The following is a 20,496-nucleotide window of genomic DNA, read 5'->3' on the forward strand; positions in this document are numbered from 1 at the left end:
AAGAGGCGGCAAGAGTGTCTACGGGTAATTTGGATTTCGAACAGTTCCGGGTATTCCTGGAGAAAGCCTGTGGCATCCTGCTGGGCGAAAATAAGCAGTACCTGGTTTCCAGCCGTCTCAACAAGCTGATGGAGCAACAGGGCATCAAGAGCCTGGGTGAACTGGTGCAGCGCATCCAGGCCCAGCCCCGCGGTGGTTTGCGTGAGCAGGTGGTGGATGCGATGACCACCAACGAAACCCTGTGGTTTCGCGATACCTACCCGTTCGAAGTGCTGAAGAACAAGGTGATCCCCGAGTTCATCCGCAACAACCCCGGCCAGCGCCTGCGCATGTGGTCGGCGGCCTGTTCGTCGGGGCAGGAGCCGTATTCCATTTCGATGGCCATCGACGAGTTCGAGCGTAGCAACCTTGGCCAGTTGAAGATGGGTGCGCAGATCGTTGCCACCGACTTGTCAGGCACCATGCTCACCAACTGCAAGACCGGTGAGTACGACAGCCTGGCCATTGCCCGCGGTTTGTCCCAGGAACGCCTGCAACGCTACTTCGACCCCAAGGGGGCGGGGCGCTGGGCGGTCAAGCCGGCGATTCGCAGTCGCGTCGAGTTCCGCTCGTTCAACCTGCTTGACAGCTATGCCAGCCTGGGCAAGTTCGACATTGTGTTCTGCCGCAACGTGCTGATCTACTTCTCGGCACAGGTGAAGCGCGACATCCTGCTGCGCATTCACAGCACACTGAAGCCGGGTGGCTACCTGTTCCTTGGCGCCTCGGAGGCGCTGAACGGGTTGCCGGACCATTACCAGATGGTCCAGTGCAGCCCGGGGATCATCTACCAGGCCAAGTAATCAAGAGGGCCGGCAGCGAAAACTGCCGGCCTTTTTGCTGTATGTGCCGGCCTCTTCGCGGGTAAACCCGCTCCCACAGGTTCGGTGCCGCCCTCAGGTCTTGCACAGGTCCTTGTGGGAGCGGGTTTACCCGCGAAGGGGCCGGTGCAGGAAAAACACTGACGTCAATTTTTTGGTTTGCCGCTTTTGCCGCCCGGCAATTGCCGCTTTCGCCGCCCAAGGCGGAAGGCCTTTGCCGCTTTTCTGGCATCACCCTGACACCACCCCACCTCGAAAGCCCATGTTTCCGGGCTTTGCACTGATTGGCACAGCCCTTGCTATACCTTGCTCAACGAAATTCCGGTCAACCTCTGAAGGTTTCCCCGACATGAGCATCAGCTTCGACAAGGCGCTTGGTATTCACGAAAAGGCCATGGGCTTCCGCGCCCAGCGCGCCGAAGTGCTGGCCAACAACATCGCCAACGCCGACACGCCCAATTACAAGGCGCGTGACATGGACTTTGCCTCTGTGCTCGCCGCCGAAAGCGACAAGCAGCAGAGCGGCCGCTTCGCCATGGACCGCACCAATAGCCGTCACATCGAAGCCGAAGGCCTCGCCATCGCGGCCGACGATACCCTCAAGTACCGCACGCCGCTGCAGCCATCGATTGACCAGAACACCGTGGACGCGCAGATCGAGCAATCGAACTACACCGAAAACGCCATTGGCTTCCAGGCCAGCTTCACCTTGCTCAACAGCAAATTCAAAGGGCTGGTATCGGCCCTGCGGGGAGAATGATCATGTCCCTTTCCAGCGTCTTCAACATTGCCGGTAGCGGCATGAGCGCGCAGAACACGCGCCTGAACACCGTAGCTTCCAACATTGCCAACGCCGAAACCGTCTCGTCGAGCATCGATCAGACCTACCGCGCTCGCCACCCGGTGTTCGCCACCACCTTCCAGGATGCGCAGGCCGGCACCAGCCAGTCGCTGTTCGAAGACCAGGGTGAAGCAGGGCAGGGCGTACAGGTAAAAGGCATCGTCGAAGACCAGAGCACCCTGGAGGCTCGCTACGAGCCAAACCACCCGGCGGCGAACAAGGACGGCTACGTCTACTACCCGAACGTCAATGTAGTCGAGGAGATGGCTGACATGATCTCCGCGAGCCGTGCGTTCCAGACCAACGCCGAGCTGATGAACACGGCCAAGAGCATGATGCAGAAAGTTCTGACTCTCGGGCAGTGATAGGAAACCGACATGACCACTACCAACTCCACCTCTGACGTCGGCAGCGCGTACCTGACCTCGCTGCAACAGCAGAGGTCGAAGACCGACAGCAGCACCGGCGCTGCCGGCAGCGCGCTGGGCAAAGATGCCTTTCTGCAGTTGCTGGTTACCCAGATGAAGAACCAGAACCCGCTCGATCCGCAGGAAAACGGCGAGTTCGTGGCACAGCTGGCGCAGTTCAGCAGCCTCGAGAGCATGCAGTCGCTCAATGACTCGGTGACCTACATCGCGGCTGGGCTGCAGTCCTCGCAGGCGCTGCAGGCTTCGTCGCTGGTCGGGCGCAATGTGATTGTCCAGACCGACAAGGCCGTGGTCGACACCAGCAAGGATATGAAAGGCACGGTCAACCTGACGTCGTCCAGCACTGCTACCTCGGTGGGCATCTACGACAAGGACGACAAGCTGGTCCGCACCCTCGACCTGGGTACCCAGAAAGCCGGCAAGGTCGACTTTACCTGGAATGGCCTGAACGACGACGGCGAAGCAGCGCCAGCCGGTACCTACACCTTCAAGGCTACTGCCTCGATCGACGGCAAGGCCACGGCCATGACCACCAACCTGCCGGCCTCGGTCACCAGCGTGACCATGGGCACCAACGGTTCGGAGATGACACTCAACCTGGCCGGGCTAGGCAGTGTTGCGCTTTCCAAAATCCAAAGCATCGGCATCTAGGGCCTGAGCAAAACGACAGGAGTTAAACATGTCTTTCAATACCGGCCTTAGCGGCCTCTATGCAGCAAACAAGGCCCTGAACGTTACCGGCAACAACATTGCCAACGTTGCCACCACCGGCTTCAAGTCGTCGCGCGCCGAGTTCGCCGACCAGTACTCCAACTCCATTCGCGGCACCAGTGCCGGCAAGAACGTGGTGGGCACTGGCGTGAAGACTGCCGCCGTGTCGCAGATGTTCACCCCGGGCAACATCAATGGCACAGGCCAGGCGCTGGACATGGCCATCGATGGCAACGGCTTCTTCGTGATGAACGACAACGGTTCGAAGATCTACACCCGTGCCGGTGCCTTCTACAGCGACAAGGACGGCTACGTGGTCAGCTCGTCGGGCGCCAACCTGCAAGGTTATGCAGTGGATGCCAACGGCAAGATCATCCAGGGTGTGCTGACCAACCTGCAGATCGACACCTCGAACCTGACGCCGAACCCCACCGGTCGCATCTCCGAGAACGTCAACCTCAACTCCACCGCGACTGCACCCACCCAGGCGCCGTTCGATCCGACCAATACCGGCACCTACAACTACACGTTCAATACCGACGTGTACGACAGCCAGGGTAACGCGCACCAACTGAACCAGTACTTCGTCAAGGACGCCACCAGCAACTCCTGGACCATGTACACCACCATCGACGGGCGCAACCCGGCCGACCCGACCTCGACCACGCCGCTGGCCAACAAGCTGCCGTTCAAGTCTGACGGCACCCTGGACACCGCCTCGATGACGGAAGGTCCGGTAGCCGGCGGCATGACCATAGCCGCCAACAAGACCTTCACCCTCAGTAACTGGATCCCGGCACAGAAGAACGCGGCCGGTATATGGGGTGCCAACGGCGCTACCGCCAACGTTGCCGGGGTGAACCTGGACATGCTCGGTACCACCCAGTACAACGCCGCCTCCGCCACCACCGCGAAGAGCCAGGACGGCTTTGCCACCGGTGAGCTGTCCGGCCTGACCATCGACGAAAGCGGCAACATGTTCGCCAACTTCACCAACGGCCAGGACAAGGTGATCGGCCAGGTGGCTATCGCCAACTTTGCCAACCTGCAGGGCCTGACCCCGATTGGTGGCACCAACTGGAAAGAGTCCTACGCCTCGGGCGTGCCGGTGATCGGCGCCCCGGACACCGGTACCTTGGGCCAGATTACCGGCGGTGCACTGGAAGACTCCAACGTCGACCTGACCGGCGAGCTGGTCAACCTGATCAAGGCGCAGAGCAACTACCAGGCGAACGCCAAGACCATTTCCACCGAAAGCACCATCATGCAGACCATCATCCAGATGACCTGATGGCCGCCTGCTAGTGTGGTTTTGTCTGTAATTGGGGCTGCCTTGCAGCCCATCGCCGGCAAGCCAGCTCCCCCAGGAGGTTGCAATCCCCTGTGGGAGCTGGCTTGCCGGCGATGGGCCGCAAAGCGGCCCCAGGTTCTTCAAGGTTCACGCCCATGAAACGGCTAATGCTCACCGCCCTCCTGGCCATGGCCTTGCCGCTCTCGGCCGCTCCCGCCCCGTTCTACCAATGGCAAAGCCTGGCCACCGGCCGCTACCTGTGCTCGGCCAACAACCCGGGCGAGGGCTGGGTACGCCATTCCGGCCCCTACAACAACGCCGCTTGCCGCACCTTCTGACAAGCCCTTGCCGCAGGCGGCAAACTTCCGCCGACAAACTGACGTTTGTTGCCCCTTGCCGCGCTGAAACCCCCGTAAACAGGCGGTTTCAGACTTGGTTCGATTATTGCTTCCAACCTGCCCAGTGACAGCGCGGCAGCGACGCGCAGAGGAGATACTGTGGACAAGTTGCTTTATGTGGCCATGACCGGCGCCAGCCAGAACGCGCTGGCGCAGAAGGCCCACGCCAACAACCTGGCGAACATTTCCACCAACGGCTTTCACCGCGACCTGGAGCAGGCCCGGTCGATGCCGGTGTTCGGCGACAGCTTTCCGGCGCGCGCCTTTGCCATGACCGAGCGCCCGGCCACCGACTTCAGCGAAGGCCCGTTGGTCGAGACCGGTCGTGACCTGGATGTTGCTGTGACCGGCAAGGGCTTCATCGCCGTACAGGCACCGGACGGCAGCGAAGCCTACGTGCGTACCGGCAGCCTGAACATCGACGCCCTTGGCGTGCTGCGTGCCGGCAACGGCATGCCGGTGATCGGCAACGGTGGCCCTATTGCCATCCCGCCGGAGCAGAAGGTTGAGGTCGGCGCCGACGGCACCCTCAGCATTCGCTCCATGGGTGAAGGCCCGCGGGTGATGGCCGAGGTCGACCGCATCAAGCTGGTCAACCCGGACACCAAAGGGCTGGTGAAAGGCCCGGACGGCCTGATCCACACCACCTCCGGCCAGCCGGCCGACGCCGACGTCAACGTACGAGTGGTGGCGGGCTTCCTGGAAGGCAGCAACGTCAACGCTGTCGAGGAAATGACCTCGGTGCTGGCGCTGTCCCGCCAGTTCGAACTGCACGTCAAGATGATGAACACGGCCAAGGAAGGCGACGAAGCCATGGCTCGGGTTTTGCAAATCGGCTAATCACTTTTGAACGGGTGCCGTAAAACAGGCGCACGAGGAGAAACTACATGCTTCCGGCTCTTTGGGTCGCTAAAACCGGCCTGTCCGCCCAGGACACCAACCTGACGGTCATTTCCAACAACCTGGCCAACGTCTCCACCACCGGCTTCAAGCGTGATCGCGCCGAATTCGCGGACCTGCTCTACCAGATCAAGCGTCAGCCTGGCGCGCAGTCGACCCAGGACAGCGAGCTGCCTTCGGGCCTGCAGGTGGGTACCGGTGTGCGCATTGTCGGTACGCAAAAAAGCTTCGTGGCCGGCAGCCTGCAAACCACTGAGAACCCGCTGGACATGGCGGTCAACGGCCGTGGTTTCTTCCAGATCCTGCAGCCGGACGGCACCGTGTCGTACACCCGTGACGGCACCTTCCACCTGAACTCCGACGGCCAGATCGTCACCGCCAACGGCTACGCCCTGGAGCCTGCCGTTGTCGTGCCGAACGACGCGCAAACCTTCACCGTCGGCCAGGACGGCACCGTGTCGATCACCACGGCCGGCAACCCTGCAGCGCAGGTGATCGGCAACATCCAGACTGCCGACTTCATCAACCCGGCTGGCCTGCAGGCCATCGGCGACAACCTGTTCCTGGAAACTGCCGCCAGTGGCGCGCCGCAAGTGGGCACCCCGGGCCTGAACGGTTTCGGTACCACCCAGCAGCAGACCCTGGAAAACTCCAACGTCAGCACCGTGGAAGAGCTGGTGAACATGATCACCACCCAGCGCGCCTACGAGATGAACTCCAAGGTCATCTCCACCGCCGACCAGATGCTGTCGTTCGTGACCCAACAGCTCTAAGCCCTGTCGCTTCGTTACACCCGTGAGGTATGCACCATGAATCGTCTGTTGTCCGTGTTCGCCCTGGGGGGGGCGGTGTTGCTGGCAGGTTGCGTCGGCCCGACGCCCAAGCCCAACGACCCGTACTACGCGCCGGTACTGCCGCGCACCCCGTTGCCGGCAGCGGCCAACAACGGTTCCATCTACCAGGCCGGTTTCGAGCAGAACCTGTACAGCGACCGCAAGGCGTTCCGGGTGGGTGACATCATCACCATCACCCTCAACGAGAAAACGTCGGCCAGCAAGAACGCAGGTTCGCAGATCCAGAAGAACAGCAAGGCCGACATCGGCCTGACCTCGCTGTTCGGCAGCACACCGAACACCAACAACCCGTTCGGTGGCGGTGACCTGTCGCTGGAGGCCGGCTACAACGGCGAACGCGCCACCAAGGGCGACAGCAAGGCCACCCAGGGCAACACCCTGACCGGTTCGATTACCGTGACCGTGGCCGAAGTGCTGCCCAACGGCATCATCGCCGTGCGCGGCGAGAAGTGGCTGACCCTGAACACCGGCGAAGAGCTGGTGCGCATTGCCGGCATGATCCGCGCCGACGACATCGCCACCGACAACACCGTGCCGTCCACCCGTGTGGCCGACGCGCGCATCACCTATTCCGGTACCGGCTCGTTCGCCGATGCCAGCCAGCCCGGGTGGCTGGACCGCTTCTTCATCAGCCCGCTTTGGCCTTTCTGAGTACGGATGACCATGTTCAACGTGAGGCAGCTGATTGCCGCAACCCTGCTCCTGTCCTGTGCCTTCGGTGCGCAGGCAGAGCGCCTGAAGGACATCGCCAGCATTTCTGGCGTGCGTTCCAACCAGTTGATCGGTTACGGCCTGGTGGTGGGGCTGAACGGCACGGGTGACCAGACCACCCAGACACCGTTCACCCTGCAAACCTTCAACAACATGCTGTCGCAGTTCGGCATCAAGGTGCCGGCCGGCTCCGGCAACGTGCAGCTGAAGAACGTCGCGGCGGTGTCGGTGCATGCCGACCTGCCGGCGTTCGCCAAGCCCGGTCAGGTGGTGGACATTACCGTGTCGTCGATCGGTAACTCCAAGAGCCTGCGTGGCGGCAGCCTGCTGATGACCCCGCTCAAGGGTATCGACGGCAACGTCTACGCCATCGCCCAGGGCAACCTGGTGGTGGGGGGCTTTGACGCCGAAGGCCGTGACGGCTCGAAGATTACCGTCAACGTTCCGTCGGCCGGTCGCATCCCCGGGGGGGCCAGTGTCGAGCGGGCCGTGCCGAGCGGCTTCAACCAGGGCAACACCTTGACCCTGAACCTCAACCGCCCCGACTTCACCACCGCCAAGCGCATCGTCGACAAGGTCAACGACCTGCTCGGCCCCGGCGTGGCCCAGGCCGTGGATGGTGGTTCGGTGCGAGTCAGTGCGCCGATGGACCCAAGCCAGCGCGTGGATTATCTGTCGATCCTCGAAAACCTCGAAATCGACCCGGGCCAGGCGGTTGCCAAGGTCATCATCAACTCGCGCACCGGTACCATCGTCATCGGCCAGAACGTCAAGGTGTCGCCGGCAGCGGTGACCCACGGCAGCCTGACCGTGACCATCACCGAAGACCCGATCGTCAGCCAGCCGGGGGCGTTCTCCAATGGCCAGACGGCTGTGGTGCCACGCTCGCGGGTAAACGCCGAGCAGGAAGCCAAGCCGATGTTCAAGTTCGGCCCGGGCACCACGCTGGATGAGATCGTCCGCGCGGTGAACCAGGTGGGCGCAGCCCCCGGCGACCTGATGGCCATTCTCGAAGCCCTGAAACAGGCCGGCGCCTTGCAGGCCGACCTGATCGTGATCTGAGGACGGCGCGGATGAACATCAAAAGCCAGGTTTCCGGCAGTGCCGACAGCGGCGCCTATACCGACCTCAACCGCCTGAGTGCGCTCAAGCACGGTGACCGCGACAGCGAAGCCAACGTGCGCAAGGTGGCCCAGGAGTTCGAGTCGCTGTTCATCAGTGAAATGCTCAAGGCCTCGCGCAAGGCCAGCGACGTGCTGGCTGATGACAACCCGATGAACACCGAAACGGTCAAGCAGTACCGCGACATGTACGACCAGCAGCTGGCCGTGAGCATGTCCCGCGAAGGTGGTGGTATCGGTCTGCAGGATGTGCTGGTGCGCCAGCTGACCAAGGGCCGCAGTGCGTCGATCAACACCAGCCCGTTCCCGCGTGCAGATGGCAGTGGCCCGGCGCTGTGGGGCAACAAGGTGGCGGAGCCGGTGCATGCCACGGACTCGGCCACCCCCCGCAACGACGTCGCCGCGCTCAACTCGCGGCGCCTGGCCTTGCCGAGCAAGCTTACCGACCGCCTGCTGGCCGGCATCGTGCCATCGGCCGCCACGGCCAATAACGCCGCCGTGCCGGCCCGTGACGGCCAGCAAGTGGCCAAGGCCTTCGCTGTGCCTGATAACGGCCTGCGCATTGTCGGCCGCGCCGTGGCCCAGCCGCCGCTGGCGCCGAACAAGGCGTTTACCGACAGTGACGAATTCGTCGCCACCATGTTGCCGATGGCCGAGCAAGCGGCCAAGCGCATTGGTATCGACCCACGCTACCTGGTGGCCCAGGCCGCGCTGGAAACCGGCTGGGGCAAATCGGTGATGCGCAATACCGATGGCAGCAGCAGCCACAACCTGTTCGGCATCAAGGCCACCGGCAACTGGCAGGGTGAGCAGGCACGGGCGATCACCAGCGAGTTCCGCGATGGCCAGTTCGTCAAGGAAACCGCAGCGTTCCGCAGCTATGACTCGTACCAGGACAGCTTCCACGACCTGGTGAACCTGCTGCAGGGCAATTCTCGCTATCAAGATGCGCTGGACTCGGCCGATAACCCTGAGCAGTTTGCAAGAGAGCTGCAGAAGGCAGGTTACGCGACCGACCCGGGCTATGCGAAGAAGATCATCAGCATCGCCCAGCAAATGCAGTCAACCCCGCAATACGCCATGGCTGGCAGAACCACGAATCTATAAAAGGACTAAATCATGTCGAGCCTGATTTCCATCGGCCTGAGTGGCCTGAGTGCCAGCCAGGCGGCCTTGTCGGTAACCAGTAACAACATCGCCAACGCCGCGACCAGTGGCTACTCGCGCCAGCAGACGGTTCAGGCGGCGGGGGCCTCGCACAACATCGGCGCGGGGTTCCTGGGTACTGGTACCACGCTGGCGGACGTGCGCCGCATCTACAGCTCGTATCTGGACAACCAGCTGCAGACCGCTACCTCGCTGCAAGCGGACTCGGTTGCCTTCCAGGACCAGATCACCAGCATCGACAAACTGCTGGCCGACCGCGATACCGGCATCAGTTCGGTCCTTACAGCGTTCTTCTCGGCCCTGCAGACGGCGGCGGCCAAGCCCGGTGACGTTGCCTCCCGGCAGCTGTTGCTGACCCAGGCGCAAACCCTGAGCAACCGCTTCAACGCGGTGAGCACTCAGCTGACCCAGCAGAACGAAACGATCAACTCCCAGCTCGACACCATGGCTGGCCAGGTCAACAAGCTCACCGCCAGCATTGCCGAATACAACAAGCAGATCGCGGCGGCCTCGGGCACCGGCAACACGCCCAACAGCCTGCTGGATGCGCGCAGCGAAGCAGTGCGCCAGCTCAACGAGCTGGTTGGCGTGACCGTACAGGAACGTGACGGCAACTACGACGTTTACCTGGGCAGCGGCCAGTCGCTGGTGACCGGCAACAAGGCCAACACCTTGTCGGTGCAGCCGGGTACTGCCGACAAGAGCCAGGCCAGCCTGCGCATCAACTATGAGTCGTTCAGCTCCGACGTGACCTCGGTGGTAACCGGTGGCGCGATCGGCGGCCTGGTGCGTTACCGCCAGGACGTGCTGATACCGTCCATGAACGAACTGGGCCGTGTTGCCCTGGTGGTGTCGGACAGCATCAACAGCCAGCTGGGGCAGGGCCTGGATGCCAATGGCCAGTTTGGCAGCTCGCTGTTCTCCAGCATCAACAGCGCCACTGCCGTTGCCCAGCGCAGCCTGGCTTCGTCGAACAACAGCACCGGCTCCGGCAACCTGGACGTGACCATCGCCAACAGCGGTGCGCTGACCACCTACGACTACGAGGTGAAGTTCACCAGCGCCAACCAGTACAGCGTGCGCCGCTCCGACGGCACCGACATGGGCAGCTTCGACCTCAGCACCGACCCGGCGCCGGTGATCGACGGCTTCAGCCTGTCGCTGAAAGGCGGTGGCCTGGCGGCCGGCGACAGCTTCAAGGTGATCCCTACCCGTGCGGCGGCCGGCAGCATCACCACTACCCTGACCGATGCCAACAAACTGGCCTTCGCCGGGCCGATCAGTGCTGCGGCAGGCAGTGGCAACAGCGGTACCGGCACCATCACCCAGCCTACGCTGGGCGAATCGCTGGATATCTATGGCGGTGCCGACACTGCACTGATCCAGCAGTCGATTCGCGACTCGATGCCGGTGCGCGTAGTGTTCGACGCCGCCAGCGGTGGCTCCCAGGGCTACAAGCTGTTCGATGCCAAGGGCACCCAGATCGGCACTGGCAGCGTGGTCCCGGGTACCGACAACAAGCTGTCGGTGGCTGTGCCAATGCTGGATGCTGCCGGGCAGCCGATTCTCGATGGCAGCGGCAACCCGCGCACGTTCAGCGTCGAGACCACCATCGGCGGCAGCCCGGCGGCCAATGACAGCTTTACGCTGTCGTTCAATGCCGACGGCAAGGCCGACAACCGCAACGCCACGGCGCTGCTGGGCCTGCAGACCAAATCGACGGTGAACACCGGTTCCGGCGGTGGCACCAGCTTCACGTCGGCCTATGCCTCGCTGGTCGAGCGCGTGGGCGCCAAGGCCAACCAGGCGACCATCGACACCACGGCGACCGAGGCGGTACTCAAGTCCGCCAGCGAAAGCCGCAGTGCGGTGTCTGGCGTCAACCTCGATGACGAGGCGGCCAGCCTGGTGAAATTCCAGCACTACTACACGGCTTCGTCGCAAATCATCAAGGCGGCGCAAGAAACCTTCAGCACCCTGATCAATGCCTTGTAAGGAGTAGACTCTCGTGCGTATTTCCACTGCTCAGTTCTATGAGGCCAGCGCCAGTAGCTACTCCAAGAACTTCTCCACCATGAACAAGACCAACGATCAGGTCACGTCGGGTATTCGCATCCAGACCGCGGCCGATGACCCGGTCGGCGCGGCGCGTCTGCTGCTGCTGCAACAGCAGCAGTCGCTGCTGGACCAGTACAGCGGCAACATCAACACGGTGAGCAACGCGCTGCTGCAGGAGGAGAGCGTGCTCTCCACCATCAACGACGCCATGCAGCGCGCCAGCGAGCTGGCGATCCGTGCTGGCGGCCCTGGGGTTACCGACTCTGACCGTGTGGCCATCAGTACCGAGCTGAAAGAGATCGAGGCCAACATCTTCGGCCTGCTCAACTCGCGCGATGCCAACGGCGACTACATGTTCGGCGGCTCCAAGAGCACCACGCCACCCTATGTGCGCAACTCCGACGGCACCTACAGCTACAACGGCGACCAGACCCAGCTGAGTCTGCAGGTGTCCGACACCCTGAATCTGGCCACCAACGACACCGGCTTCACCATCTTCGATTCCGCCAGCAACAAGAGCCGCACGCAGTCGACCCTGGTGGTGCCCGCCACTGACGATGGCGTGGTCGGGGTATCGTCTGGCCTGATGACCTCGAGTACCAGCTACAACAACAGCTTTACCGCCGGCCAGCCGTACAAGCTGACCTTCACCAGCGCGACCCAGTACACCATCACCGATGCAAGTGGCAGGGACATCACCTCTGAAACCGCCACCAACGGTACTTTCGACAGCAAGACCGAAGGCGCCAACAGCATTGCCCTGCGTGGCGTCGAGTTTGAAATCACCGTTACCGTGGAGGAGGGCGCCGATGCCGACGCCGCGGTGGCAGGGCGCGAGTTTTCGCTGGCGGCGCGCCCGGACTCGTTCAACACCACCCGCAACGCCAGCAACACCTCCAGCGCCCAGGTCACCAGCGGCACCGTGACCGACGAAGCGGCTTATCGCAGCACTTTCCCCAGCAACGGGGCTGTGATCAAGTTCACCGGGCCTGGCGCCTACGAGCTCTACGCCCAGCCGCTGACGGCTGACAGCAAGGCAGTGGCCACGGGCACCTACACCGCACCAGCCTTGACGGTGGCGGGTGTCACGTATCAGGTGAGCGGTACGCCGGAGGCGGGTGACCAGTTCGCGGTTACCGCCAATACGCACCAGAACCAGAATGTTCTGGAAACCCTCAGCCAGTTGCGTGCTGCGCTGGATACGCCGGTAACGGGTGTAGGCCAGGCCAATGCGCTGAAGGATGCGGCGGCGTCGGCAATCGCCAACCTGGCCAGTGCCCGTGAGCAGGTCGATATCACCCGTGGTTCGATCGGTGCCCGTGGCAATTCGCTGGAGATCCAGCGCCAGGAAAACACCAGCCTGGGCCTGGCCAACAAGACCACCCAGAACGCCATCGGCAACACCGACATGTCGCAGGCGGCCATCACCCTCACCTTGCAGCAGGCCATGCTGGAGGCCTCGCAGCTGGCCTTCTCGCGCATTTCGCAGCTGAGCCTGTTCAACAAGCTCTAATCTGTCTTGCTGAAACCGGGGCCGCAAAGCGGCCCCGGCTTTTTCATGCCCGCGAAAATTCTGGTTTCTCACGCCCTCGGCACGGCTTTCGTAGCATTTCAATGTGACCAATGAGTCAAAACGATCATCTTCCCTGTATTCTATGCAGCAGCTGTTGCAGCATTTTGTTACCGGTGCGCAGGTGAGCCCTGCCTTCAACCTCTGGCGGTGAAGCGCCCCGGTATTTGGCGCCCTCAATTCATCGAGTGGTGGTCTTTGGCTGTTTTCATTGGGAAGCCAGAATGATTGGCATCAAAAGCATTGCGAGTTACGTGCCTACCGCTGGCCTGGACAACTACGTCCAGGGTGCGAAGTTTGGCAAGGACGAAGAGTTCATGTTCGGCAAGATCGGCGCGTCGTTCCTGCCGCGCAAGGCCGAAGAGCAAGAAACCTCCGACCTGTGCGTAGAAGCCGCCCGGGCCCTGTTTGCCAGCAACCCTGACCTTGATCCGCAGTCGATCGATGCGCTGATCGTGGTCACCCAGAACGGTGACGAAGAAGGTCTGCCGCACACCGCAGCCATCGTCCAGAGCAAGCTTGGCCTGTCTACCCGCGTGGCGGCGTTCGATGTGTCGCTGGGTTGCTCCGGCTATGTGTATGGCCTGTACGCGATCAAAGGCTTCATGGAAGCGGCAGGGCTGAAAAACGGCCTGCTGATCACGGCCGACCCGTATTCGAAGATCGTCGACCCGGAAGACCGCAACACCACCATGCTGTTCGGCGATGCCGCCACAGCCACCTGGATGGGTGAAGACGCGGTCTGGAACCTGGGCCAGGCGCGATTTGGCACTGACGGCTCCGGTGCCGAGCACCTGAAAGTCACTGACGGCAAGTTCTTCATGAACGGCCGCCAAGTGTTCAACTTCGCCCTGGTCAAGGTGCCGGCGCACCTGCACGAGCTGCTGGATGCCAGTGGCCTGAAGTCTTCGGATATCGACGCGTTCTGCATCCACCAGGGCAGTGCGGCGATTGTCGACGCCGTGGCGCGGCGCTTCGAAGAGCAGCACCCGGAGAAGTTCGTCAAGGACATGCTGGAAACCGGCAATACCGTGTCCTCCAGTGTGCCGCTGCTGCTGCAGAAGCACATGCTCGACGGCAGCTGGAAGCGCGTGGCGATCAGCGGCTTTGGCGTAGGCCTGTCGTGGGGCTCGGCCATCCTGTACCGCGACTGATCCCCCAGCAGTCCCAAAAGCGCCCGGCGGCCACCGCCCGGCGCTTTTTTTTGCCTGCAAGATTCTGTGGCGTGGCGCCGCTTTCTGGGGGAGCGAGCATGCCCGCGAAGGAGGCGACTCGGTGGATGGCACCGGCTTTGCCGGTGTTCGCGGGCGCGCCCGCTCCCACAGATGGAGTGGCTGGCTGGTGAGCTTAAGCTGGATTTGGAGTGGTTTTTGACGCCAATAAACCGCCTTAACCCCTTGATTTATCGGGGCTGGCCCCATGCCAGCATTTTTTTTTCGAAAAACCCCTCAAGCATCCCGCGCACCCGACGATAACTATTACGAAGGTTCTCTAGGCCAGTCCGGCGGTTGCCAAGGCCGGAAGCCGCAGTACCCATCCAACGAGGATTTCGTCATGGCTTTAACTGTAAACACCAACATTGCGTCGATCACTACTCAGGGCAACCTGACCAAGGCTAGCAACGCTCAGACCACTTCGATGCAGCGTCTGTCCTCGGGTCTGCGTATCAACAGCGCTAAAGACGACGCTGCCGGCCTGCAGATCGCCAACCGTCTGACCAGCCAGATCAACGGCCTGGGCCAGGCTGTGAAGAACGCCAACGACGGTATCTCGATCGCCCAGACCGCTGAAGGTGCAATGCAGGCTTCGACCGACATCCTGCAAAAAATGCGTACCCTGGCCCTGTCCTCGGCTACTGGCTCCCTGAGCGCCGACGACCGTAAGTCGAACAACGACGAATACCAGGCTCTGACCGCTGAGCTGAACCGTATCTCGGAAACCACCACCTTCGGTGGCCAGAAGCTGCTGGACGGTTCGTACGGCACCAAGGCCATCCAGGTCGGCGCCAACGCCAACGAAACCATCAACCTGGCGCTGGACAACGTTTCGGCTAAGAGCATCGGCTCGCAGCAGATCAAGTCGGGCACTATCGCGCCTAGCGCCAGCGGTGTGGCCGCAGCTGATCTGGTTGTAACCGGCAACGGTCAGAGCAAAACCGTAAGCTACGGTGCAGGTGCTTCGGCTAAAGACATCGCAGCCCAGCTCAATGGCTCGATCGGCGGTCTGACTGCAGCTGCCAGCACTGAAGTCAAACTGGCTGTTGCCAGCGGCGCAGCTGCCACCCCAGCCAACTTCGACCTGACTGTAGGCGGTAGCACTGTCAGCTTCATCGGTGTTAAAGACACTGCAAGCCTGGCTGATCAGCTGAAGTCCAACGCCGCCAAGCTGGGTATCAGCGTCAACTATGACGAATCGACCAAGAGCCTGTCGGTGAAGTCGGACACTGGCGAGAACCTGAAATTCACCTCCAAAGCAGGCGCTGCCGCCATCTCTGTCGGTGCTAAGGATGGCAATGGTGCTTTCCCTGGCTCGCTGACCACGCTGTCCGCTACTGCTAACGCCACATCGGTTGTCACTGGCCAGGTTTCCCTGGACTCCGCCAAAGGTTACTCGGTAGCCAACGGTGCCACCGGTACTGGTGCTACCGCCCTGTTCGGCGGTGCTTCGGTTTCTTCGACCAAGACAACCATCGCCGATACCGATGTTACTGATGCCGTCAACGCCCAGAACGCCCTGGCCGTTATCGACAAGGCCATCGGTTCGATCGACAGCGTCCGTTCGGGCCTGGGCGCTACCCAGAACCGTCTGCAAACCACCGTCGACAACCTGCAGAACATCCAGAAGAACTCCACCGCTGCCCGCTCCACCGTGCAGGACGTGGACTTCGCTTCGGAAACTGCCGAGCTGACCAAGCAGCAGACGCTGCAGCAGGCTTCGACTGCGATCCTGTCGCAGGCTAACCAGCTGCCATCTTCGGTCCTGAAACTGCTCCAGTAATTCAGGCGCCTGAGTAAAGGGTGAAAGGGCGCGTTTACGTGCCCTTTCACCCTTTTTGACATGAGGAGTTCGAAACATGGACATGAGTGTCAAGCTGAGCCAGGTGTATCCGTCTGTGTTACCCCAGGCGCCAGTTGTTGATCGGGATCGGGACCCGGCCGTGCCTGCCAAGGTGCAGGACGCTGCGGCCCCCGATAACAAGCCGCACTCGCGCGAAGACCTGGAAAAAGCGGTTGGCGAGATCCGTGATTTCGTCCAGTCGAGCCAGCGTCAGCTAGATTTTTCCATTGATGATTCCACTGGTCGGGTTGTGGTCAAGGTAATTGCCACCCAGTCCGGTGAGGTGATCCGGCAGCTTCCGTCGGAACTTGCGCTCAAACTCGCGCAAAGCCTCAGTGAGGCCAGCAGCCTGCTGTTCGATGATCAGGCATAGGCTGGCATGATTTTTGTTGCTGTCGGCCCCTTGATGGATTTATCCGCCAAGGATCCGGCGGCTACTGAACAAGGAGAGCAATGATGGCAGGTACAACAGTCAGCGGTATTGGCTCGGGCATCGATACCCAGGCAATCGTCGATTCCCTGGTGGCCGCGCAGAAGGCGCCGAAGCAGGCGCAGATCAATACCCAAACACTGAAGGCAACCACCACGTTGTCCTCTATCGGCAAGATTCAGTCGGCGCTGGATGCCTTCCGCGGCGCCTTGACCAACATGACCGACACCAACAGCTTCGGTGGCCTCAGCCTGAAGTCTTCGGATGAAAAGGTCGCGACCGTGACCATGGGCACCGGCGCTGCCAACGGTTCGTTCAAGTTGATTGTCGACAAGCTGGCGACTGCGTCGAAGGTGTCGACGAAGGTCTACACAGATGGCGCGGGCTCGGTAGTCAATGCCACTGGCAGTGCGACCACGTTGACCATGACGCAGAATGGCAAGCCCTACGATCTGAGCGTTCCTGCCGGCGCAACATTGCAGCAGGTTCGCGATAGCATCAATAGCCAGTTCAGTACGGCAGGCCTGAGTGCCAACGTACTGACCGACGCCACGGGTTCCCGTCTGATCATCACCTCGACCAAAATGGGTGACGGCTCCGACATTACGCTTTCGGGCAATTCGGGCATCGATACTGGCTATACCGTCGTCGATGAGCCGGCGGACGCGGAGTACACGCTGGACGGTATTGCCATGAAGTCCAAGACCAACGACATCACCGATGCCGTCAGTGGTCTCAACATCAAGTTGATCGGTACTTCGCCAAAAAACACTACAACAAACGAGTACACAGCGACCATTCTGTCGCTGACCACCAGCTCAACTACGCTGAAGTCGGGCCTGAAGGGTTTCATCGACACCTACAACGCCTTGCTCACTGTCATGAACGCAGAGACCAAGGTCACCAAGAACGCCGATGGCTCCATGACTGCTGCGGCGCTGACCGGTGATGCCACGATGCGTACTTTGATGTCCTCCATCCGTGAAGAGCTCAATGCGGTGTCGGGCAACGGTACCTTGAAATCGCTCGCTGCCTTTGGTGTCACGTCTGCCCAAGATGGTGGTGCGCTGAGCCTGGACGACAAGAAGTGGGACAAGGTTGCCTCCACCAATGCGGCAGACCTGACCAGTATCTTCAATGGCAAGGACGGCCTGTTGGCGCGCCTGCAAAAGGTGACCGAGCCATTTGCCAAGGCCACCACCGGGACCCTCGCCTCGCGCTCCAAGGTCCTGAGCGAAAGTCTGACCAAGCTCAAGACCGAGCAGGAGACCCTGGACACCCGTATGGAAGCCCTGCAGAAGAGCCTGCAGGACAAGTACAACAACATGGATACCCTGGTCACCCAGCTGCGCCAACAGCAGAGTTCCGTGCTGAGTACGCTAAACGCGCTGAACAAGTCGAGCAGTGACGATTAAATCGTGAACATTGCATGAAGTCCGGGCATGATGCCCGGCTTCATGTCATCGGCCGGTAAAGTTTTTCACCGCCTGCCCGATACAAGGAATATCTCCCCCTTAAGCCTGCCCGTCACGAGGTCGCAAGATGAATCCCATGAGAGCCCTTCGTCAGTACCAGAAGGTCAATTCCCATGCCCAGATTTCCGAAGCCACGCCGCATCGCCTGGTGCAGATGCTGATGGAAGGTGGCCTCGATCGCATGGCCCAGGCCAAGGGTGCCATGGCGCGTGGCGACATCGCGGAAAAGGGCCTGATGCTCGGCAAGGCGATCGACATCATCATCGGTCTTCGCGACGGCCTGCAGCCCGAAAAAAGCGAAAACCCGGAGTCTGTCGAGAAGCTCGACGCGCTTTATGTCTACATGACCAATCGCCTGATGCAGGCCAATGTCGACAATGATGCCGGCATTATCGACGAAGTTGCCCAGCTGCTGATTACCGTGAAAAGCGGTTGGGACGGCATCGCCGACGCCCAGCCTGCCAGCTGACGGCAAGGAGATTACCGTGACTGCACTGCAACGCCTCGATGACACCTGTGATGCCCTGGTCGGCGCCCTGAGCGAGCGTGACTGGGAAGCCATTGCCAAGCTGGATGTGGCGTGCCGCGCCTGCATCGACGAGGTGCTGGAAACCCACGCGGTGGACCAGGCGTTGCTGCGCGAGAAGCTGGAAGGGGTGCTGCTGGTCTACCGCAACCTGATCGACGTGACAACCGGTGAACGCCAGGCAATTGCCGAAGAGATGATGCAGATCAACCAAGCGAAAAATGCTTCGAAGGTTTACCATCTGTTCAGTTAAGATGCGCACAACTTGACAAAAGGCGCCATAAATTTGACTGTGCGGGCCTTTTTGACTTTACTAGTGTCTGTTCTCGAATTCCGGACGTCCGAACACTGACCATTCAGTCGGAATGATGTCGAGCATGCCCCTGCAGGGCGGCGATATGACTAGGGAAGTTGCTATTGCATGTGGCGTGAAACCAAAATTCTGCTGATCGATGACGACAGCGCGCGCCGCCGCGATCTGGCGGTGGTGCTGAATTTCCTCGGTGAAGAAAATCTCGCTTGCTCAAGCCATGACTGGCAGCAAGCGGTCGAGTCGTTGTCTTCGAGCCGTGAAATATTGTGCGTGCTCATCGGCAGCGTAGACGCTCCGGGCAATCTCCTTGGGCTCGTTAAGACAGTGGCCGGGTGGGATGAGTTCCTTCCGGTGCTGCTATTAGGTGAAATTTCTTCTGCGGAGTTCCCGGAAGACCTTCGCCGCCGGGTGCTTTCCAACCTGGAAATGCCACCCAGCTACAGCCAGCTGCTGGATTCACTGCACCGCGCCCAGGTCTATCGCGAGATGTACGACCAGGCGCGCGAGCGCGGCCGCCAGCGCGAGCCCAACCTGTTCCGCAGCCTGGTCGGCACCAGCCGTGCCATTCAGCACGTGCGGCAGATGATGCAGCAAGTGGCCGATACCGACGCCAGCGTGCTGATTCTGGGTGAGTCGGGCACCGGCAAGGAAGTGGTGGCGCGCAACCTGCACTACCACTCCAAGCGTCGCGAGGCGCCTTTCGTGCCAGTCAACTGTGGCGCGATCCCGGCCGAGCTGCTGGAAAGCGAACTGTTCGGCCACGAGAAGGGCGCCTTTACCGGAGCGATCACCAGCCGCGCCGGGCGTTTCGAGCTGGCCAACGGCGGTACCCTGTTCCTCGACGAAATTGGCGACATGCCGTTGCCGATGCAGGTCAAGCTGCTGCGTGTGCTGCAGGAACGTACCTTCGAGCGTGTGGGTAGCAACAAGACCCAGAGCATCGACGTGCGCATCATCGCCGCAACGCACAAGAACCTCGAAACCATGATCGAGGACGGCACCTTCCGAGAAGACCTTTACTACCGCCTGAACGTATTCCCCATCGAGATGGCGCCGCTGCGTGAGCGGGTGGAAGACATCCCGTTGCTGATGAACGAGCTTATCTCGCGCATGGAGCACGAGAAGCGCGGCTCCATCCGCTTCAACTCGGCGTCGATCATGTCGTTGTGCCGCCACGGCTGGCCGGGCAACGTGCGCGAGCTGGCCAACCTGGTCGAGCGCATGGCGATCATGCACCCGTACGGGGTGATTGGCGTGTCCGAGCTGCCGAAAAAATTCCGCTACGTCGATGACGAAGACGAGCAGATGGTCGACAGCCTGCGCAGCGATCTGGAAGAGCGCGTGGCCATCAACGGCCACACGCCAAACTTCAGCAACCCTGCGATGCTGCCACCTGAAGGCCTGGACCTGAAGGACTACCTCGGTAGCCTGGAGCAGGGCCTGATCCAGCAGGCGCTGGACGATGCCAACGGTATCGTTGCTCGCGCGGCTGAACGTTTGCGTATTCGCCGTACCACCCTGGTCGAGAAGATGCGCAAGTACGGCATGAGCCGCCAAGGTGGCGAGGAGCAGGCGGAGGATTGACGCCGGGGCTGGGGGTTCGCCTTGGGCTTTCTGGCGTCTGTGAGATCGAGCGCCGCCCGCGCGGCGCATCGCGAGCTGCGCTCGCTCCTACGTTTTTTTCGGGCCAGTTATGCCTGTGACAGGCGCGCGCGGCCGCCTGGTTTGTACGACGCTCTATTGCGCCATGCGCCAAAGCATTCGCGCGCAACTCCCCCAGGAATA

20 protein-coding genes are annotated in these 20,496 nt (G+C 61.4%); all 20 read left to right on the plus strand.

All coding sequences use genetic code 11. The features are described from left to right. Window positions 1-14 precede the first annotated feature (14 nt). The 20 genes from cheR (at window position 15) to fleQ (ending at window position 20,295) form a co-directional block, all read left to right on the plus strand. Complete coding sequence (gene cheR, locus ACN6NG_RS06595; RefSeq protein WP_019471391.1) at window positions 15-842, plus strand: protein-glutamate O-methyltransferase CheR; 828 nt, start codon at window positions 15-17, stop codon at window positions 840-842. Window positions 843-1,209: 367 nt separating this feature from the next. Further along, the gene (flgB, locus tag ACN6NG_RS06600) at window positions 1,210-1,620 is read left to right on the plus strand and encodes a flagellar basal body rod protein FlgB (protein WP_016498517.1); all 411 of its coding nucleotides are present in this window, start codon (window positions 1,210-1,212) and stop codon (window positions 1,618-1,620) included. Between the two features lie 2 nt (window positions 1,621-1,622). Further along, window positions 1,623-2,066: a flagellar basal body rod protein FlgC gene (gene flgC / locus ACN6NG_RS06605; protein WP_059394768.1), complete on the plus strand. Its 444-nt coding sequence runs from the start codon at window positions 1,623-1,625 to the stop codon at window positions 2,064-2,066. A 12-nt stretch (window positions 2,067-2,078) separates the two neighbouring features. Then, window positions 2,079-2,780: a flagellar hook assembly protein FlgD gene (gene flgD, locus ACN6NG_RS06610; RefSeq protein ID WP_059394769.1), complete on the plus strand. Its 702-nt coding sequence runs from the start codon at window positions 2,079-2,081 to the stop codon at window positions 2,778-2,780. 28 nt (window positions 2,781-2,808) lie between these two features. After that, on the plus strand, window positions 2,809-4,131 hold the full coding sequence (gene flgE / locus ACN6NG_RS06615) for a flagellar hook protein FlgE (protein WP_063423061.1): 1,323 nt from the start codon (window positions 2,809-2,811) through the stop codon (window positions 4,129-4,131). Between the two features lie 155 nt (window positions 4,132-4,286). Next, window positions 4,287-4,469 (plus strand): hypothetical protein, encoded by a 183-nt coding sequence (locus tag ACN6NG_RS06620; RefSeq protein WP_024717754.1) that lies wholly within the window; start codon window positions 4,287-4,289, stop codon window positions 4,467-4,469. Between the two features lie 159 nt (window positions 4,470-4,628). Then, entirely contained in the window at window positions 4,629-5,369 is a 741-nt protein-coding gene (locus ACN6NG_RS06625) for a flagellar basal body rod protein FlgF (RefSeq protein WP_474313290.1), read from the plus strand. 47 nt (window positions 5,370-5,416) lie between these two features. Then, complete coding sequence (gene flgG, locus ACN6NG_RS06630; protein ID WP_012273525.1) at window positions 5,417-6,202, plus strand: flagellar basal-body rod protein FlgG; 786 nt, start codon at window positions 5,417-5,419, stop codon at window positions 6,200-6,202. A 36-nt stretch (window positions 6,203-6,238) separates the two neighbouring features. Further along, window positions 6,239-6,934 carry a flagellar basal body L-ring protein FlgH gene (flgH, locus tag ACN6NG_RS06635; protein ID WP_016488460.1) on the plus strand — a complete coding sequence of 232 codons (696 nt, stop codon included), beginning with the start codon at window positions 6,239-6,241 and terminating at the stop codon, window positions 6,932-6,934. A gap of 12 nt (window positions 6,935-6,946) precedes the next feature. Next, the gene (locus ACN6NG_RS06640; protein ID WP_025753854.1) at window positions 6,947-8,056 is read left to right on the plus strand and encodes a flagellar basal body P-ring protein FlgI; all 1,110 of its coding nucleotides are present in this window, start codon (window positions 6,947-6,949) and stop codon (window positions 8,054-8,056) included. 11 nt (window positions 8,057-8,067) lie between these two features. Beyond that, window positions 8,068-9,222, plus strand: a complete 1,155-nt coding sequence (gene flgJ, locus ACN6NG_RS06645; protein ID WP_353457004.1) for a flagellar assembly peptidoglycan hydrolase FlgJ — start codon at window positions 8,068-8,070, stop codon at window positions 9,220-9,222. A 12-nt stretch (window positions 9,223-9,234) separates the two neighbouring features. Next, window positions 9,235-11,277, plus strand: coding sequence for a flagellar hook-associated protein FlgK (gene flgK / locus ACN6NG_RS06650; RefSeq protein ID WP_258908012.1), 2,043 nt, complete (start codon window positions 9,235-9,237; stop codon window positions 11,275-11,277). A gap of 13 nt (window positions 11,278-11,290) precedes the next feature. Beyond that, entirely contained in the window at window positions 11,291-12,853 is a 1,563-nt protein-coding gene (locus tag ACN6NG_RS06655; protein WP_474313294.1) for a flagellar hook-associated protein 3, read from the plus strand. 281 nt (window positions 12,854-13,134) lie between these two features. Continuing rightward, entirely contained in the window at window positions 13,135-14,064 is a 930-nt protein-coding gene (locus ACN6NG_RS06660; protein WP_012273519.1) for a ketoacyl-ACP synthase III, read from the plus strand. Window positions 14,065-14,464: 400 nt separating this feature from the next. Next, window positions 14,465-15,907: a flagellin N-terminal helical domain-containing protein gene (locus tag ACN6NG_RS06665; protein WP_019471403.1), complete on the plus strand. Its 1,443-nt coding sequence runs from the start codon at window positions 14,465-14,467 to the stop codon at window positions 15,905-15,907. A 76-nt stretch (window positions 15,908-15,983) separates the two neighbouring features. Further along, entirely contained in the window at window positions 15,984-16,340 is a 357-nt protein-coding gene (locus ACN6NG_RS06670; protein ID WP_019471404.1) for a flagellar protein FlaG, read from the plus strand. Between the two features lie 83 nt (window positions 16,341-16,423). Beyond that, complete coding sequence (gene fliD, locus ACN6NG_RS06675) at window positions 16,424-17,812, plus strand: flagellar filament capping protein FliD (protein ID WP_353457007.1); 1,389 nt, start codon at window positions 16,424-16,426, stop codon at window positions 17,810-17,812. Between the two features lie 127 nt (window positions 17,813-17,939). Beyond that, window positions 17,940-18,341: a flagellar export chaperone FliS gene (gene fliS / locus ACN6NG_RS06680; RefSeq protein ID WP_060493036.1), complete on the plus strand. Its 402-nt coding sequence runs from the start codon at window positions 17,940-17,942 to the stop codon at window positions 18,339-18,341. 16 nt (window positions 18,342-18,357) lie between these two features. Then, window positions 18,358-18,651 carry a flagellar protein FliT gene (gene fliT / locus ACN6NG_RS06685; protein WP_026034449.1) on the plus strand — a complete coding sequence of 98 codons (294 nt, stop codon included), beginning with the start codon at window positions 18,358-18,360 and terminating at the stop codon, window positions 18,649-18,651. 168 nt (window positions 18,652-18,819) lie between these two features. Beyond that, window positions 18,820-20,295 (plus strand): transcriptional regulator FleQ, encoded by a 1,476-nt coding sequence (gene fleQ, locus ACN6NG_RS06690; protein ID WP_086975538.1) that lies wholly within the window; start codon window positions 18,820-18,822, stop codon window positions 20,293-20,295. The last annotated feature ends 201 nt before the right edge of the window (window positions 20,296-20,496 follow it).

The sequence above is a fragment of the Pseudomonas sp. TSO6 genome (genome assembly GCF_056098905.1).

Coding starts and splice junctions, on each gene's coding strand:
- ACN6NG_RS06620 (WP_024717754.1), top strand. CDS start 4,287: ATGAAACGGCTAATGCTCACCGCCCTCCTGGCCATGGCCTTGCCGCTC.
- flgC (WP_059394768.1), top strand. CDS start 1,623: ATGTCCCTTTCCAGCGTCTTCAACATTGCCGGTAGCGGCATGAGCGCG.
- flgJ (WP_353457004.1), top strand. CDS start 8,068: ATGAACATCAAAAGCCAGGTTTCCGGCAGTGCCGACAGCGGCGCCTAT.
- ACN6NG_RS06670 (WP_019471404.1), top strand. CDS start 15,984: ATGGACATGAGTGTCAAGCTGAGCCAGGTGTATCCGTCTGTGTTACCC.
- fleQ (WP_086975538.1), top strand. CDS start 18,820: ATGTGGCGTGAAACCAAAATTCTGCTGATCGATGACGACAGCGCGCGC.
- flgE (WP_063423061.1), top strand. CDS start 2,809: ATGTCTTTCAATACCGGCCTTAGCGGCCTCTATGCAGCAAACAAGGCC.
- fliS (WP_060493036.1), top strand. CDS start 17,940: ATGAATCCCATGAGAGCCCTTCGTCAGTACCAGAAGGTCAATTCCCAT.
- flgH (WP_016488460.1), top strand. CDS start 6,239: ATGAATCGTCTGTTGTCCGTGTTCGCCCTGGGGGGGGCGGTGTTGCTG.
- fliD (WP_353457007.1), top strand. CDS start 16,424: ATGGCAGGTACAACAGTCAGCGGTATTGGCTCGGGCATCGATACCCAG.
- ACN6NG_RS06660 (WP_012273519.1), top strand. CDS start 13,135: ATGATTGGCATCAAAAGCATTGCGAGTTACGTGCCTACCGCTGGCCTG.
- flgK (WP_258908012.1), top strand. CDS start 9,235: ATGTCGAGCCTGATTTCCATCGGCCTGAGTGGCCTGAGTGCCAGCCAG.
- flgB (WP_016498517.1), top strand. CDS start 1,210: ATGAGCATCAGCTTCGACAAGGCGCTTGGTATTCACGAAAAGGCCATG.
- flgG (WP_012273525.1), top strand. CDS start 5,417: ATGCTTCCGGCTCTTTGGGTCGCTAAAACCGGCCTGTCCGCCCAGGAC.
- flgD (WP_059394769.1), top strand. CDS start 2,079: ATGACCACTACCAACTCCACCTCTGACGTCGGCAGCGCGTACCTGACC.
- ACN6NG_RS06640 (WP_025753854.1), top strand. CDS start 6,947: ATGTTCAACGTGAGGCAGCTGATTGCCGCAACCCTGCTCCTGTCCTGT.
- ACN6NG_RS06665 (WP_019471403.1), top strand. CDS start 14,465: ATGGCTTTAACTGTAAACACCAACATTGCGTCGATCACTACTCAGGGC.